General features: G+C 52.5%; 16 protein-coding genes and 3 tRNA genes. 4 read left to right on the top strand and 15 right to left on the bottom strand.

All coding sequences use genetic code 11. The annotated features are described in order from the left end of the window. Positions 1–48: 48 nt before the first annotated feature. Positions 49–354 carry a PTS sugar transporter subunit IIB gene (locus SERS4_RS0110015; RefSeq protein ID WP_012006280.1) on the bottom strand — a complete coding sequence of 102 codons (306 nt, stop codon included), beginning with the start codon at positions 352–354 and terminating at the stop codon, positions 49–51. A 403-nt stretch (positions 355–757) separates the two neighbouring features. Here SERS4_RS0110015 and SERS4_RS25730 point away from each other — a divergent pair, with 403 nt between their 5' ends. Further along, the gene (locus SERS4_RS25730; RefSeq protein ID WP_017892381.1) at positions 758–1,900 is read left to right on the top strand and encodes a MurR/RpiR family transcriptional regulator; all 1,143 of its coding nucleotides are present in this window, start codon (positions 758–760) and stop codon (positions 1,898–1,900) included. A gap of 216 nt (positions 1,901–2,116) precedes the next feature. Continuing rightward, on the top strand, positions 2,117–2,347 hold the full coding sequence (locus tag SERS4_RS0110005; RefSeq protein WP_012006278.1) for a biofilm development regulator YmgB/AriR family protein: 231 nt from the start codon (positions 2,117–2,119) through the stop codon (positions 2,345–2,347). 302 nt (positions 2,348–2,649) lie between these two features. Here SERS4_RS0110005 and SERS4_RS0110000 read toward each other — a convergent pair whose 3' ends face one another. From SERS4_RS0110000 to uvrY, 8 genes are all read right to left on the bottom strand, one after another. After that, positions 2,650–2,943 carry a DNA-binding transcriptional regulator gene (locus tag SERS4_RS0110000; protein ID WP_012006277.1) on the bottom strand — a complete coding sequence of 98 codons (294 nt, stop codon included), beginning with the start codon at positions 2,941–2,943 and terminating at the stop codon, positions 2,650–2,652. 2 nt (positions 2,944–2,945) lie between these two features. Then, positions 2,946–3,257: a type II toxin-antitoxin system RelE/ParE family toxin gene (locus SERS4_RS0109995; protein ID WP_012006276.1), complete on the bottom strand. Its 312-nt coding sequence runs from the start codon at positions 3,255–3,257 to the stop codon at positions 2,946–2,948. Between the two features lie 220 nt (positions 3,258–3,477). Beyond that, positions 3,478–3,563, bottom strand: a tRNA-Leu gene (locus tag SERS4_RS0109990). Positions 3,564–3,573: 10 nt separating this feature from the next. Then, a tRNA-Cys gene (locus SERS4_RS0109985) sits at positions 3,574–3,647 on the bottom strand. 57 nt (positions 3,648–3,704) lie between these two features. Next, positions 3,705–3,780 (bottom strand) — tRNA-Gly (locus SERS4_RS0109980). Positions 3,781–3,925: 145 nt separating this feature from the next. Further along, positions 3,926–4,474 (bottom strand): CDP-diacylglycerol--glycerol-3-phosphate 3-phosphatidyltransferase, encoded by a 549-nt coding sequence (gene pgsA, locus SERS4_RS0109975; protein WP_017892379.1) that lies wholly within the window; start codon positions 4,472–4,474, stop codon positions 3,926–3,928. 58 nt (positions 4,475–4,532) lie between these two features. Further along, a complete protein-coding gene (uvrC, locus tag SERS4_RS0109970; RefSeq protein ID WP_026142303.1) occupies positions 4,533–6,365 on the bottom strand; it encodes an excinuclease ABC subunit UvrC in 1,833 nt (610 codons plus the stop codon). Further along, positions 6,358–7,014, bottom strand: coding sequence for a UvrY/SirA/GacA family response regulator transcription factor (gene uvrY, locus SERS4_RS0109965; protein WP_012006273.1), 657 nt, complete (start codon positions 7,012–7,014; stop codon positions 6,358–6,360). Before uvrY ends, uvrC begins: the two co-directional genes overlap by 8 nt. Before the next feature lie 764 nt (positions 7,015–7,778). Here uvrY and SERS4_RS0109960 point away from each other — a divergent pair. After that, on the top strand, positions 7,779–8,003 hold the full coding sequence (locus tag SERS4_RS0109960) for a DUF2594 family protein (RefSeq protein ID WP_012006272.1): 225 nt from the start codon (positions 7,779–7,781) through the stop codon (positions 8,001–8,003). A gap of 77 nt (positions 8,004–8,080) precedes the next feature. Here SERS4_RS0109960 and SERS4_RS0109955 read toward each other — a convergent pair whose 3' ends face one another. Both SERS4_RS0109955 and SERS4_RS25725 read right to left on the bottom strand, forming a co-directional pair. Beyond that, positions 8,081–8,512: a hypothetical protein gene (locus tag SERS4_RS0109955; protein ID WP_017892376.1), complete on the bottom strand. Its 432-nt coding sequence runs from the start codon at positions 8,510–8,512 to the stop codon at positions 8,081–8,083. 231 nt (positions 8,513–8,743) lie between these two features. Beyond that, on the bottom strand, positions 8,744–9,103 hold the full coding sequence (locus SERS4_RS25725) for a hypothetical protein (protein ID WP_012006270.1): 360 nt from the start codon (positions 9,101–9,103) through the stop codon (positions 8,744–8,746). Between the two features lie 415 nt (positions 9,104–9,518). Between SERS4_RS25725 and SERS4_RS0109940 the strand changes: the two genes are divergently transcribed. Then, entirely contained in the window at positions 9,519–9,875 is a 357-nt protein-coding gene (locus tag SERS4_RS0109940; RefSeq protein ID WP_012006269.1) for a hypothetical protein, read from the top strand. A 97-nt stretch (positions 9,876–9,972) separates the two neighbouring features. Here the strand turns inward: SERS4_RS0109940 and SERS4_RS0109935 are convergent, their stop codons facing one another. Genes SERS4_RS0109935 through SERS4_RS0109920 form a run of 4 tightly spaced genes read right to left on the bottom strand, consistent with a single transcriptional unit; the run spans position 9,973 to position 13,550 of the window. Next, a complete protein-coding gene (locus SERS4_RS0109935) occupies positions 9,973–11,235 on the bottom strand; it encodes an FAD/NAD(P)-binding oxidoreductase (RefSeq protein WP_017892372.1) in 1,263 nt (420 codons plus the stop codon). After that, a complete protein-coding gene (locus SERS4_RS0109930; protein ID WP_012006267.1) occupies positions 11,228–11,482 on the bottom strand; it encodes a (2Fe-2S)-binding protein in 255 nt (84 codons plus the stop codon). Before SERS4_RS0109930 ends, SERS4_RS0109935 begins: the two co-directional genes overlap by 8 nt. Beyond that, positions 11,479–12,603, bottom strand: a complete 1,125-nt coding sequence (locus tag SERS4_RS0109925) for an FAD-binding oxidoreductase (RefSeq protein WP_017892371.1) — start codon at positions 12,601–12,603, stop codon at positions 11,479–11,481. Before SERS4_RS0109925 ends, SERS4_RS0109930 begins: the two co-directional genes overlap by 4 nt. Then, positions 12,603–13,550, bottom strand: a complete 948-nt coding sequence (locus SERS4_RS0109920; RefSeq protein WP_017892370.1) for a 4-hydroxyproline epimerase — start codon at positions 13,548–13,550, stop codon at positions 12,603–12,605. Before SERS4_RS0109920 ends, SERS4_RS0109925 begins: the two co-directional genes overlap by 1 nt. Positions 13,551–13,647: the final 97 nt, after the last annotated feature.

The raw sequence follows: 13,647 nt of genomic DNA, 5'->3' as shown, positions 1-13,647 counted from the left end.
TAATTCAATAAATAAAGGAATATGGGGAACGGCGTCCCCAGAGTGTTATCAGGCCAGTAGGCTAAGCGCCTTGTCCAGCACCTTATCGCCGCGCATGGTGCCGTAATCCATCATGTCGATAACCGCCACGGCTTTTCCCAATGGTGCGGCCAGTTCGGCCAGCCGCGCATGTTCATATTTCACCTGCGGCCCCAGCAGGACAATGTCTGCCCGCCCCAGGATGCGTTCAAAATCTGCCACCGGAACGGCTTCGATCTCGATATCCAGCGCCCGTTTTTGCGCTTCGTTTTTCATTTTTTGTACCAACATGCTGGTCGACATTCCTGCAGCGCAGCATAAGACGATTGTTTGCATTTTTCAGTGTCCCGGTTGTTAGCCACCACGGCTGTTCAAATATAAAACAGCTCTGTAACACGCTTGTAAATACCCTGGAACCATACGATTTGATTATGCTTTTTACTTAATCATTCAAAAACAATCAGTTAACATAAAATTTTCATGAAAATTTTTTTCAACACTGTGATCGGCGATCTAATTCCTGGTCTACCAATAACAGGAATATTTTAAAATTCTTTAAAAACAAAAGGATAAAAACACAATAAATAAACACCGTGGTGAGTGTCGCGTTTTACAACAGAGCACATTGAAAATTATTTTCATTGGTTTATTCTGCCGGTCAGGGCTTTATAGCGTGCGAAAAACAGGCTAGTTTGAAGCACCGGGCATCGGTTGGCATAACAGAAGGGACACTGCAGTTATGGATCTCGTTTATCACATTCAATTCCGTCAGGATCCGTTCAACCGGCAGGAGGCAAAAATTGCCCGAACCATCCTGGACAATCCCGGATTCACTTCAACCGCGACTATTGAACAGTTGGCTGAACGGGCCGGCGTCAGTACCGAGATCGTCGCCCATTTTGCCCAGTCTCTTGGTTGTCAGGATCTTAACGACTTTATCTCGTTGATGCGCACTCAGACTGTGCCGGTAAACCCGCCGGCAGCCGTGGCGCAACCGGTACTGGGCGGCATGGATATCGCCTTCGCCTCCGCCGCCGGTATCGGCAAACTGCCCGGTGTCAGCCCCACGACTTTGAGTCGCTTCGCCAAATCCATCGGTTGTGAAGATATTGGCGACATCGTCTATCAAATCCGCGCACGGCAAAACCAACTCAGCCAGCAGGAAGCCAAGGTTGCACAGACCATTTTGGACGATATCGCCTTTGCCTCTTCCGCTACCATAGAGCTGCTGGCCAGTCAGGCAGGGGTCAGCCCGGCGACCATCACCCGTTTCGCCAAAACCATAGGTTGTGATGATATTCGCGATCTGCGCATGAAGCTGGCACAGGCCAGCGTCAGTGGATCACGCTATTTGACTGCCCAAACGACACCCAATGGGCCACCTCGTTTGTGGCTGCAACGCGTCAACGACGTGGAAACCACGCTGCATCAACAGCTGCAACAGGTAGAACATTCGGCATTAATCGACGCCAGCCAACAGGTAAGCCAGTGCAAAAGCGTGCATATTTTTGGCGTAAACAGCATGGGGCTGTACGTCAACGAGCTGCAACAACGCCTGGTGGGTTTGGGCTATCCCGCTTTTGCCTGCCAGGATGCGGCACTGATGCGCATGACGGCCTCCACCCTGAGTACGCAACAGTGTGTGATACTGCTCTCGCTGAGTGGGGAAAATACCGACTTGCTCAATGCCGCCAGGCTGGCCGGCGCCACTGGCGCTTATCGTATCGCGTTGGCCCCAGCAGGCAGCACTCTGGCATCACTGGCAGATAAGGTCTTGCCCCTGAGTGGTGGGAGTGCCGCACGCTACGGGCTGATGCTGACGCTGGACCTATTGCTGGCGCAGTTGCTGCCAGAAAGCCTCGGTGCGCAAGCGGAAGATTAAATCCACAGAGCAACCCTTAACTAGGGCGAACACCTGAGGTTTTTCCTAATTAGCCATCCAGATTGCCACTCCCTATTGATAGGAATATTCTTACTACGTTATCGTTAACATCCCACTTAGGTAGTGACCTAAGTGAAATTTGCACAACTTTAATTTTTATATGGCTTCTCTGCCAGCTTCGGCTGGCACTTTAAATTTCATCAGCGGTAAAATTCCATGATCGATTACTCCCTTTACGGTCTCAACGATAAAGATATCGAGACGTACCGTGAACAAATTTACAGCCTGCTCGGCAAGGGCGTTATTCAGGTGCTCTCCGCCAACAAGCCCATCAGCAAACAAAGCATTCTCGCTTACCTGATCAAAGAGATCGAAACACAACCCGATGACCATTGCCAAAAGCTGCACAGGGCCGCAATCGAAGTCATTGGTGTCACTGGCCGCTAAGGAACTGCATGCGAAAATCGGATCTATGCACCATCATCTCTATCATCGCCGTGGTGGCCCTGATGTGGGTGGCGAACTGTAGCGCTGAACCAGGCACCCACTAGTGGGGTAAGGACTTTGAGGAGGAATAGATAAGTACAGCCCCGGCTCAACAGCCGGGTATCCGAATGATTTCCCAACCGCAAATAGTAGATCCCGTCCAGCCTCACCCACAAAGCAGCGGCCAAACCGCATTAGTATTTGGCTAAATGCCTCAAACAAAAACGCCCGCAAATGCGGGCGTTAATGTGTGATAAATAAAGTCACTTAATAGAAAGCGCAGGCAGGACATGCTGAGGATCTCGCTCAATCGCACGCAGCAACGCTTTGGCCGGGCCGGTAGGTTCCCGTCTGCCCTGCTCCCAATTTTTAAGCGTACCCACGCTGACAGAAATCAGCGCGGCAAAAACAGGCTGGGATAAACCGGTAGCCTGGCGGATATTTTTTACTTGGACGGCGCTGACATTAAATTCACGGGACGGCACGCGCTCCCCATCAATGATTTCATTCATTTGCGTCATGCTTTCTTTCAAGCGATCGAACAGTTTAACGTCCATAGTTACCACCTCTCATTCAATGCGCGAAGGGCGCGTTTTTCATCCGCAGACAAATCATCTTTAATGCCCTTTTTGTAGATCACCAACAGGCGGATCTGAGATTCGGACAACTTATAATAATAAATGACCCGCACACCGCCACGCTTCCCTTTGCCGCCGCTAGCCCAACGAACCTTGCGTAATCCGCCGGTTTCTTTGATCACATCACCTGCGGTTGGGTTCTCGGCAAGATGAAGCTGAAACTCTCGATACTCTTCATCACTGAGTAGCGTCAGAACATCCTCTGTAAAAATCGGGGTTTCTATAAATATCATCTTATATGCGTCAGTGGCGTATACCGTAAACACATATTATCACCAGTGCGGTGTAAGTCAATGGCGCATAGTTGGATGTTGAACCGGGGAAGGATGAAAACCTTTGCTGCCACCATGCTGCCATTTTGCTGCCACTTGGCGTTTTTCAGGCACAAAAAAACCGCCTTCCGGCGGTCACGACATTACTACTTATTGCTTGTTATTCTTGAATTTATTTTCCTGGTACCCGGGGCGGGACTTGAACCCGCACAGCCATAAGCCGAGGGATTTTAAATCCCTTGTGTCTACCGATTTCACCACCCGGGCTCGGGAAAATTGGAGGCGCGTTCCGGAGTCGAACCGGACTAGACGGATTTGCAATCCGCTACATAACCGCTTTGTTAACGCGCCTAAATTCTGTTTGCCTTTTTCAGGCTAAAGCTCGTAAAACACCAGCTTTATCAAATTTGGAGCGGGAAACGAGACTCGAACTCGCGACCCCGACCTTGGCAAGGTCGTGCTCTACCAACTGAGCTATTCCCGCATTAATCAGAACTTACTGATTTTTTTGCTATCTTTCGGCAAATCACTGCTGCCGTCTGATGCGATGCATTCTACTTACCTGACGTAATGAGTCAATAAAATTGTTGGCTCATTACGTTTGTTTGACGATTTTTGCAGCGCTTTGATCAGGGTTCCAGCAAATCTTTGCGGGCAGCGTTCAAATATTGGAACATTGACCAGAAAGTCAGCACCGCAGCGATGTACAACAAACCAAAGGACACATACTCAACGGTACGGTCCGGGCGCCACAGCAGGCCGACCAGCGACATCATCTGCGCCATGGTTTTTACCTTGCCAATCCAGGACACCGCGACACTGCTGCGCTTACCAATCTCCGCCATCCACTCACGCAGTGACGAGATGATAATTTCACGAGCAATCATGGTCGCCGCCGGTAGAGTGATCCACCAAACGTGGTAGTGTTCAGCCACCAGCACCAGTGCCACCGCGACCATCACCTTGTCCGCAACCGGGTCGAGGAAGGCCCCGAAACGGGTAGTTTGCTTCCAGCGACGGGCGAGGAAACCATCAAACCAGTCGGTTATGGCAGCAAACACAAAGATGACGGCGCAAACCATCGGAGCCCAGGTGAACGGCAGATAAAATGCCAGAACAAAGAATGGGATCAGAACTACGCGAAACAGAGTAAGCCAAGTCGGTATATTCAATTGCATAATGCTAGGGTAACTATCTGGCTGGAGTGGGAATTAAGAGTATGTTGCTACATTGCCCTCAGTGTTTCAATGCATTGTAGATCTTTTCTGCCAATGCTTGTGAAATACCCGGCACTTTTGCAATTTCCTCAACGCTGGCGTTCAATAATGGTTGAAGTCCACCCATATACTTCAACAGCACCTGTCGCCGTTTTGGCCCAACGCCGTCGATCAGTTCCAACGCGCTGGTATTTCTTACTTTTGCCCTTCTCTGCCGATGCCCGGTGATCGCGTGGTTATGCGAATCATCACGGATGTGCTGGATCACATGCAGCGCCGGTGAATCCGACGGTAAAGCAATCCCCTCACCTTCAGGAACAAAGAACAGTGTTTCCAACCCGGCTTTACGGTCAGCACCTTTGGCGATACCGATCAGCAAGGGCTTGTTTTTATCCCAGCTCACATTCAGCGAGTTAAACACGTCAATCGCCATACCAAGCTGCCCCTTACCGCCATCAATAAAGATAACGTCGGGGATTTTTTTCTCTTCCAGAGCCTTACCATAGCGGCGTTTCAACACTTGCGCCATCGCCGCATAATCATCCCCTGGCGTAATGCCGGTGATATTATAGCGCCGATACTCGGAACGCAGCGGCCCATTAGCGTCAAACACCACGCAGGAAGCGACGGTTTGCTCGCCCATGGTATGGCTGATGTCGAAGCATTCCATGCGGTTAATCTCGGAAAGATTCAGCACCTTGGTTAATTCGGCCAGTCGCTGATGAATGGTCGACTGCTGGGAAAGCTTGGTGGTCAGAGCGGTCGCCGCATTGGTACGCGCCAGTTTAAGGTAGCGTGCACGGTCGCCTCGCGGTTTACTCTGGATCTGGATTTTGCGACCGGCCAGCTCAGACAGGGACTCGGCCAGCAGCTCTTTTTCCGGCAGAGTGAAATCCAACAGGATTTCCGCCGGCAAGGTTCGCATCTGGCTACCCTGTAAATAGAACTGACCGACAAACGTCTGCACCACTTCGCTCATTTCGGTGCCGCCTGGCACTTTGGGGAAGTAGCTGCGGCTACCCAACACTTTGCCCTGGCGGATAAACAGGACGTGCAGACAGGCCATGCCGGCCTCGAATGCCACGCCGATCACATCCAGATCGTCGCTGTTACCGGACACGAACTGACGCTCAGTCACCCTGCGTACTGCCTGGATCTGATCGCGTATCCGCGCTGCCTCTTCGAAGTTCAATGCCTTGCTGGCGGTTTCCATCCTTTCGATCAACTGATGCAGTACCTGTTGATCCTTACCAGACAGGAACAGGCGCACATAGTCCACCTGCTGACGATATTCGTCTTCACTCACCAGCCCGGCGACACAAGGCCCCAGGCAACGGCCAATCTGGTACTGCAAACAAGGGCGCGAGCGGTTGCGGTATACGCTGTTCTCGCACTGACGTATCGGGAACAGTTTCTGCAGCAGCGCCAGCGTCTCACGCACGGCATAGGAATTTGGGAATGGACCGAAGTATTCCCCCTTGGCATGTTTGGCACCACGATGCACGGCCAGCCGCGGGTGACTGTCCGCACTGAGGAAGATCAGCGGATAAGATTTATCGTCTCGCAAAAGAACATTATATCGCGGCTGGTATAACTTTATGTAGTTATGTTCCAGTAATAGCGCTTCTGTTTCTGTGTGCGTAACAGTAACGTCTATTTGCGCGATATTTTTAACCAGCGTCTCAGTTTTACGGCTTCCCACCTGCTGGCGGAAGTAACTGGCGAGGCGTTTTTTCAGATCTTTGGCTTTACCGACGTAGATAACCGTGCCAGTAGCGTCGTACATTCGGTAGACGCCAGGCTGGCTGGTTACAGTGCTTAGAAATGCTTTGGCATCAAAACGGTCACTCACTGCTTAACAAAGTCTCCGCATTGAACAATCCGTGTCGGATAGCCAGGTGTGTCAATTCAACATCACCGCTGATATTCAGCTTGCTGAACATGCGGTAACGATAACTGTTCACCGTTTTGGGGCTGAGACTCAGTTGTTCCGAGATCTCGTTAACCTTTTTGCCTTTGGTGATCATCAGCATAATCTGCAGCTCGCGCTCAGACAGGCAGCTAAACGGCGTTTCCGTCTGCGGCTCCAATTGGCTCAATGCCATCTGTTGGGCAATATCGGACGCGATATAGCGCTGCCCGGCCTGCACGGCGCGAATGGCATTCACCACATCCTGTGGCGCCGCGCCCTTGCTCAGATAACCTGCAGCACCCGCCTGCATCACCTTGGCCGGCAATGGATTTTCAGTATGGATAGTCAGCATGATGACTTTAACGTCGGGCGCATAACGTACAATTTTGCGCGTGGCTTCCAGCCCGCCAATACCCGGCATGTTCATATCCATAAGAACGATATCTACAGCATTGCCACGGCACCATTTCACGGCGTCTTCACCGCATTGGGCCTCCCCGACAACTTTTATACCTTTGATATCTTCAAGAATGCGTCGTATCCCTGCGCGCACCAGTTCGTGGTCATCAACAAGAAGAACGCTAATCAAGGAAAAATCTCCAAAAAGAAGGGAGTAACGCAATCAGCCTCTGTTATAGGCAGAGATATTACTTGTTTTTCAGCCAAGAATGAACACAGATTAATACTTACTCCCGATTAACTTTGCGCAATGGGCCAGATTTTTGAATTTTAGTCACCCAACGCAGCCCGATAAAACCGTTGTTTGTCGATAAAAACCGACGATGTGAATATTACAATGCAGACCTCTGGGCTCATCATAGATCGTCTAACCTAAACCGCAGGTAAAATCAGTGTAAGCAATCGCAACACAAATAATATCAACATCCGCATAACTGGCTTGTAATTCATTGAAACCAAACAAAATGGCAAGATTGTCTTTATCTCACATGGCGAAATTCATTGCAAAAGAAATTATTCAATCCATGCCAAGCCAACGTCAGACAAGAGACTAATGTTGATCATTTAAATAACAGGAACAAGTTAACAATAACCTGCCAGACAAATACTTATTAACTCAAAAAAAATAACTTGGCGGTATTGTTCAGCAAGCCGATTAATTCATCAATAGTGAGTATGCACTATAATGTGAAGTTGCTTAAACCCTGGAACTGACCTCAGCTAATGGTACGGACACTGCGACAGCGCTATCAGTGAAGATGGATACCTGCATGCTATGCTATACTCCGCGCCCAGTTAAATACGCATCTGCAGGTTCGAGTGAATGAAATCGATGTGGGTGCGCATCAAAATGCACATTGTTTCAGGCTTCGGCCTCAAAAATCAGGAGAGAAAATGAGCAACGTTGATTTCACTACGTCTGCAAACCCGGAAACGCTGGCAACAGAAGTTGCCTGCCTTAAAGCCACGCTGACGCTGATCCTGAAATCGATCGGTCAGGCCGATGCCGGGAAAGTCATTATCAACATGGAGCGCTTTATCGCGCAGATTGAAGACCCGAGCCAGGCCGAAATTTTTAAAAACAGCATCCAACAGATTAAGCACGCTTACCGTCAATAGTCTGCTGCCCTTATCGCCGGCCACCATTTTCCCTCCAGGAGAATGGTGGCTGCGTCGCTGATAGCCCCCCGCCAGGCTTAAGGCTTACCGGCCTGCAATACAAACCCACGCTGCATATCGCCGGCAACGCGGAAATAGCGGCTCTCACCGGCGCGTAGCGTCATTGGCAGTCGCCCGCTGGTATCACGCCAGATGCACAGGCTGTTTTCGATCATATCCTGCCCAATACTGATTTCGTTATTGCCTACCGGCACCCGAAACTCGGCCTTCTCTTTGGATGCCAGCGAGGCGGCGAACTCGCCGTTGATATATACCCCAGTCCGGCAACTTCCCGCCAGCATCCCGCTGTCGCGGACCACCACTATGGTGGCAAATGGCGTTTGTGGCACATTCTGATAAAGCATCAACCGGCTGGGCGGCGCTGATTCAGCCTGCTGCAACGGAACGGCCTGAGTAGCACAACCAGACAACAGCACGGTGGTAACAAGTAACGCGGCGTAATGCTTCATCCTTAGCTCCTGAAATAAACCAACCCTCATACTAGCAAGAGAATAGCCGCTGGCTGTAGCGCCGGGACATCACCAATAGAAAAATAAGATAACTTCCAGTGGGCTGAGGAAAATCAGGTCAGGAAAATTCCTATCTCTGCCGACGCTATTGCTACAGGGCAGGACAGCCCGCAGCAATAAGAATATTCTGTAGTTAGTATATTGAAAAGAATGAGATTTTTATGGTTTCCCTTAAATTTTGACCATGCGTTTTTGTATGTCATCGCGAAAGGCGTTACCCACATAGTTAAAGCCATCTTGCGTCACATAGACCCGCGAGTAACCGTTTTCAGACAGCGTAGTCACCATATAACCGGCGTTAATCATCTCCGTAGAGGGTGCATTCATCAGGGTAAGAAAACCGCGGCCACGGCACCATTGATAGAAGCGAGTACGGCCATAACCAAATGTATCACCGACATCAGAAAGATTTCTCAGCCGATCACAATCCTCTGATAATGAAGGTAAATTGCCATTATTTTCAGGTGTTTCAGGTTTATTCGCCAAAATATAACTCCCTTTAATGTCTTCATCATCATGACTGTCATTCATCGATCCTGAATCTAAAAAATTTACACCTGAATTGCAATCGCATTCCCGGCAAATTCAATAATGGTTTTAATTGTGAGCATTTATAAAAAGCAATATAAAGATACCTGGTTTAATTCCACAGAGTATAAATATCCTTATATAGCCAATAATAAGAATAAATCCTTAGGTAAATATCTTAATAAATAAACAAAAAACAAACACAGAAAAACCTTAGCATGAATATTATAACCAATAAGTATTATTCTACTTATCAGCAACGCCTCTTCCTCACACATGACCGCCAGCCTCACCTCAACCTCATCTAAACAATAACCATTATCATTTCCAATTTTAACAGCAGTTTATTACACTCAGGCTCCACCTAAGAAGATTCTTAGCGTGTGCATATAGGACGAAAGGAAGAGTCAGGGATACCATGAAGAAGTATAGAGTTTTGATTTTATTACCATTAGTAACATTGACCGCCTGTACCCAATGGGAACGAGCCGGCGCCGGTAACGCCACCCGCGAGGCGGAGTATGCAGAATGCAAGGGACGGGGATACGAGCGTTTTCCACCCGATGTCGTCCGCGACTTTGAGTTCAGCTACGAGAACCAATACCACAGCTGCGAGAAAGACAAAAAAGACTGCCCGAAAGGCTACCGTTACGATAAACAACCGTCGTTTAAAACGGTGCAAAACGATCGCAATGAAGGGGCACGAACGGCGACTATCGAATCTTGTATGTATGGCAAAGGCTGGCATGAGAAAACCTATTACTGGCCACAGTAGTCTCAGCGGCAGCAAGATTGACACTTGGCTCAACTGACGCAGTTTGCCGCCGGGGATTATTCATCATCACCGTGCGGCATGTCTGAGTGTTACGGGCTTATCCCTCGCTCTCGCCACCTCCCAACCGGGCCAGGGTGGCCGCCCTGGCTGGCGTTAAAGGGATCCGTGGGGCGGGCAGTGACCAGTCGAACAAATGGCGCGCTGCCGCCGCACAAATCTTGCCCTGGCAAGCGCCCATACCACAACGGCTGCTCAACTTGGCGGCCGTCCAATCAGCTGATCCACTTAACTGATGCAGCGGCACATCCTCACAACGACACAATAGCGTTTCCGGTGTCGCCAGCGTTTTCAGCACCGGATTAAGCACAAAGGTTCGCGCTACCGCGCCGGCAAATTGCCGCCACTTGTCACGTTGCGCCGTTAATGCCTGTACCTGCATCAGGTTGCCGGTGGCGGCATAACCGGCAATCGCCCCCTCAGCCAGCGCCAACTCGCTGCCGCCGATCCCGGTACATTCACCGGCGGCATAAACCTGCGGCTGACTGGTTTGCTGGTAAGTATCCACGTCAACCGCATCATTTTGGATACGGCACCCCAGCAACATCGCCAGTTCGATATTCGCCACCAACCCAAACCCACAGGCCAGACGATCGCACTCTAAGGTTACTTCACGCCGCCCTTTTTGCATCCTGATCGCCGTCAGCCGCGAGCCACCTGACGCCTCCAGCACGTAGCTGTCAGGACGATAATGCCGGTTGAACAGGCTAAAGGATTGACGTAACTTCACCGGCCAACGCCACAATCCGCCGGCAAAAACCGCCAGCCGAGCAGCGGGTGCCTGTTCCGCCAGCATCACCACTTCACCACCGGCTTTAACCACGCTGGCAGCAACGGCCAACAACAATGGCCCACTCCCGGCAATCGCCACCCGCTCCCCTTTAATAGACACCCCCTGCTTAATCTGCGCCTGCAGCCCACCGGCACCGGTGACTCCGGGCAGGGTCCAGCCGGGAAACGGCAACAAAAGTTCACGGGCACCACAGCACAGGATCAACGCTTGATAATCAACAACCCCGCTCCCCCCCGCATCTTCATAGAGAATTTTCTGCGCCCCGCACTGGGCTATAATCTTCACGCCGTTAAGCAGCGCCACATTATTCAGCACCCCTACCGCCTGTCGGAATTGCTGTGCCAGGCTCGGCAACACCACGTTCGGCCCGTCACGCCAGATCTGCCCGCCGGGACGCAGGTTATCGTCAAGCACCAACACGGACTGGCCACTCTGCGCCGCCGCACGGGCTGCCGCCAACCCTGCCGGACCCGCACCAATAATCAGCACATCGCACGCGAGATCACTCATTTTCTGTCCTCTCAATACGCATTCCAGGCTGGCACAGGGTCTGACACGCCAGCCGCCGCAGGCCATTCACCGTCACCCGGCACTCCTGGCAAATGCCCATACCGCAAAACGCGGCGCGGGGTTGCCCCGTGACCGAGATGCGGCAGCTATCCAGCCCGCTCAGGCTGAGCACTGCGGCGACGCTAAGTCCTTCGGGTACGCAGAGACTTTCACCGTTGAGGGTCAACGTCAGCAGGTTTTGTTTCATACCGACAACGCCTCCTTAGGGAACATTCGTGCAGCCAGGTAAGGGGTATCGTCAATCGCCGGTCGATGATTATGGATCTGCGCGGCAATCAACGCGGCGCTGCCCAGCGCGGTGGTAACCCCCAGCCCCTCATGCCCCAATGCCAGCCATAACCAGCGATGCTGGGGATGTGGCCCGAGTAGCGGCAGACCGTCGGCGGAGGCGGCACGCAGGCCGGTCCAGCAGCGGATAATGTTCATCTGTGCCAGGGCAGGAAGAAAGGTGGTGGCGCGTGTCAGCATGGCGGCCAGTAACGGCATGTCGATAGTGCTGTCTGGGGCGTCAAACTGACGGGAGGAACCAATCAACAGCTGACCGGTCGGCCGCGCCTGAACGTTAAACGCCACCGAAGTCCCGTCGCTGGCGTGTGCGCTGGCACCATAACCCAACTCAACCAATTGGTGGTGCACCCGTTGCGGGTAGCGATCGGTGATCGCCAAATGCCCTTTTTTGGCTCGTAACAAGGGTTGCTCCAGCAACCTGTCAGCCTGTAGACCACATGCCAGCACCACCGCCGGTGCGGTTAAACGTTCGCCGCTCGCCAGCACCAGCGCCTGCTGTTCCAGCGCGACGGCTTCACCCGCAATGACCTTGACCGAGGGTCCGGCGTCAGCCACTAACCAGCGGGCAACGTTGGGCGCATAAACAATGCCGTCCCCCGGCACGCGTAAACCACCGGCCAGGCCGGGCCGCAGCATGGGTTCAAGAACAGCGACCTGCGCAGTGTTCAGGGTTTCGCTGGTCACACCGTATTTGGCCATGCGTTGCCGCTTCGCTTCGGCAATCGCCATTTCGTCGTCCCGCTCCGCCAGCCACAGCGTACCGCAGCCACGCCAGGCGCAGCCTTCCGGCAGACGCGCCACCAGACTGCGCCAAAGTTGCAATGAATAGGCGCTTAAAGCCAGTTCGGCAGGATTATCGTCCATGCACACCAGGTGGCCCATACCGGCCGCCGTCGCCCCAGCACGCTGGTTGTCCACCAGCAAAACTTGTAATCCTTGCTGCGCCAGTCGCCAGGCGCAGGCAGCGCCGATAATGCCGGCCCCCACCACAATCGCATCCGCCCGCCTGCCGGCAATCATCAGCGGATCCCCCAAACGAAGGGATCGCGCTCATCCAGCAGCAGTTGGCTGTCGGCGCAAACGTAAGCTTGCCCACGAATAAACGGCGTAACGCGATCGCCACTTCGCTGGTAATAGCCGCTGAACTGACTGCCAATCACGCTCGCCTGGTGCCAAATCTCACCCGGCTGCAGTTTGCCGTCGGCCGCCAGACAGGCCAGCTTGGCGCTGGTCCCGGTGCCGCAGGGCGAGCGATCGTAAGCCTTGCCGGGGCACAGCACAAAGTTGCGGCTGTCGGCCTGCGGGTCGGCGGCAAACAGCTCGATATGGTCGATAACGCCGCCGTCTTCGCCATATATCCCTGCGCCCTCAAGCGCCTGACGTACCGCCCAGCTAAAGGCGGTCAGCGCATCCAGATTTTGCGTATTAATCGCCAGATGATGTTCGCCGATCAGAAAAAACCAGTTACCGCCCCAGGCAATATCGCCCACCACCGGCCCGTAGCCGTTGACCTCAACCCTGACCTGCCGACGATAACGATAGGCCGGTACGTTTTCCACCGTCACGCTGCCATCCTGATGCAAGGTGGCGTTCACCGTGCCCACCGGGGTTTCGATCAGGTGCTCACCGACGCCGATTTTCCCCAGATAGGCCAGTGAGGCCACCAGACCGATGGTGCCATGGCCACACATGCCCAAATAGCCACTGTTGTTGAAAAAAATCACCCCGGCGGCGGCCTGTGGTGAGCAGGGCTGGCACAGTAAGGCTCCCACCAGCACGTCGTTGCCACGAGGCTCCAGAATGATGGCGCTACGCCAGTCGTCATATTGTTGAGCAAACAGCGCCTTGCGTTCCGCCATACTGCCAGTGCCCAAATCGGGGAATCCTTCGACAATCAGTCGGGTGGGTTCCCCGGCGGTATGGGAATCGATCGCCCGCAGCGCGGTGAAGTGCGAAGAAAGTGCCATCGGAGTCTCCTGGGTTAATGAAATGTTACCGATGGAGCTAGACTGACCGAATCTGTTGACGGCGGCTTGATGCATTTCGGCGTAGCAAATGCCGAAA

The organism is Serratia sp. S4, assembly GCF_000347995.1.
In the GTDB taxonomy this organism is placed as follows: domain Bacteria; phylum Pseudomonadota; class Gammaproteobacteria; order Enterobacterales; family Enterobacteriaceae; genus Serratia; species Serratia quinivorans.
The sequence above is the reverse complement of the archived record's forward strand: the minus strand, read 5'-3'. Positions and strand labels throughout refer to the sequence as shown.

What these genes read in the sequence shown, in the direction of transcription:
- SERS4_RS0109995 (WP_012006276.1), bottom strand. Translation starts at nt 3,257, where the DNA reads ATGATATTTATAGAAACCCCGATTTTTACAGAGGATGTTCTGACGCTA.
- SERS4_RS0109955 (WP_017892376.1), bottom strand. Translation starts at nt 8,512, where the DNA reads ATGAAGCATTACGCCGCGTTACTTGTTACCACCGTGCTGTTGTCTGGT.
- SERS4_RS0109935 (WP_017892372.1), bottom strand. Translation starts at nt 11,235, where the DNA reads ATGAGTGATCTCGCGTGCGATGTGCTGATTATTGGTGCGGGTCCGGCA.
- SERS4_RS25725 (WP_012006270.1), bottom strand. Translation starts at nt 9,103, where the DNA reads ATGAATGACAGTCATGATGATGAAGACATTAAAGGGAGTTATATTTTG.
- SERS4_RS0110005 (WP_012006278.1), top strand. Translation starts at nt 2,117, where the DNA reads ATGATCGATTACTCCCTTTACGGTCTCAACGATAAAGATATCGAGACG.
- SERS4_RS0109960 (WP_012006272.1), top strand. Translation starts at nt 7,779, where the DNA reads ATGAGCAACGTTGATTTCACTACGTCTGCAAACCCGGAAACGCTGGCA.
- SERS4_RS0110000 (WP_012006277.1), bottom strand. Translation starts at nt 2,943, where the DNA reads ATGGACGTTAAACTGTTCGATCGCTTGAAAGAAAGCATGACGCAAATG.
- SERS4_RS0110015 (WP_012006280.1), bottom strand. Translation starts at nt 354, where the DNA reads ATGCAAACAATCGTCTTATGCTGCGCTGCAGGAATGTCGACCAGCATG.
- SERS4_RS0109930 (WP_012006267.1), bottom strand. Translation starts at nt 11,482, where the DNA reads ATGAAACAAAACCTGCTGACGTTGACCCTCAACGGTGAAAGTCTCTGC.
- SERS4_RS0109940 (WP_012006269.1), top strand. Translation starts at nt 9,519, where the DNA reads ATGAAGAAGTATAGAGTTTTGATTTTATTACCATTAGTAACATTGACC.
- SERS4_RS0109920 (WP_017892370.1), bottom strand. Translation starts at nt 13,550, where the DNA reads ATGGCACTTTCTTCGCACTTCACCGCGCTGCGGGCGATCGATTCCCAT.
- SERS4_RS0109925 (WP_017892371.1), bottom strand. Translation starts at nt 12,603, where the DNA reads ATGATTGCCGGCAGGCGGGCGGATGCGATTGTGGTGGGGGCCGGCATT.
- pgsA (WP_017892379.1), bottom strand. Translation starts at nt 4,474, where the DNA reads ATGCAATTGAATATACCGACTTGGCTTACTCTGTTTCGCGTAGTTCTG.
- SERS4_RS25730 (WP_017892381.1), top strand. Translation starts at nt 758, where the DNA reads ATGGATCTCGTTTATCACATTCAATTCCGTCAGGATCCGTTCAACCGG.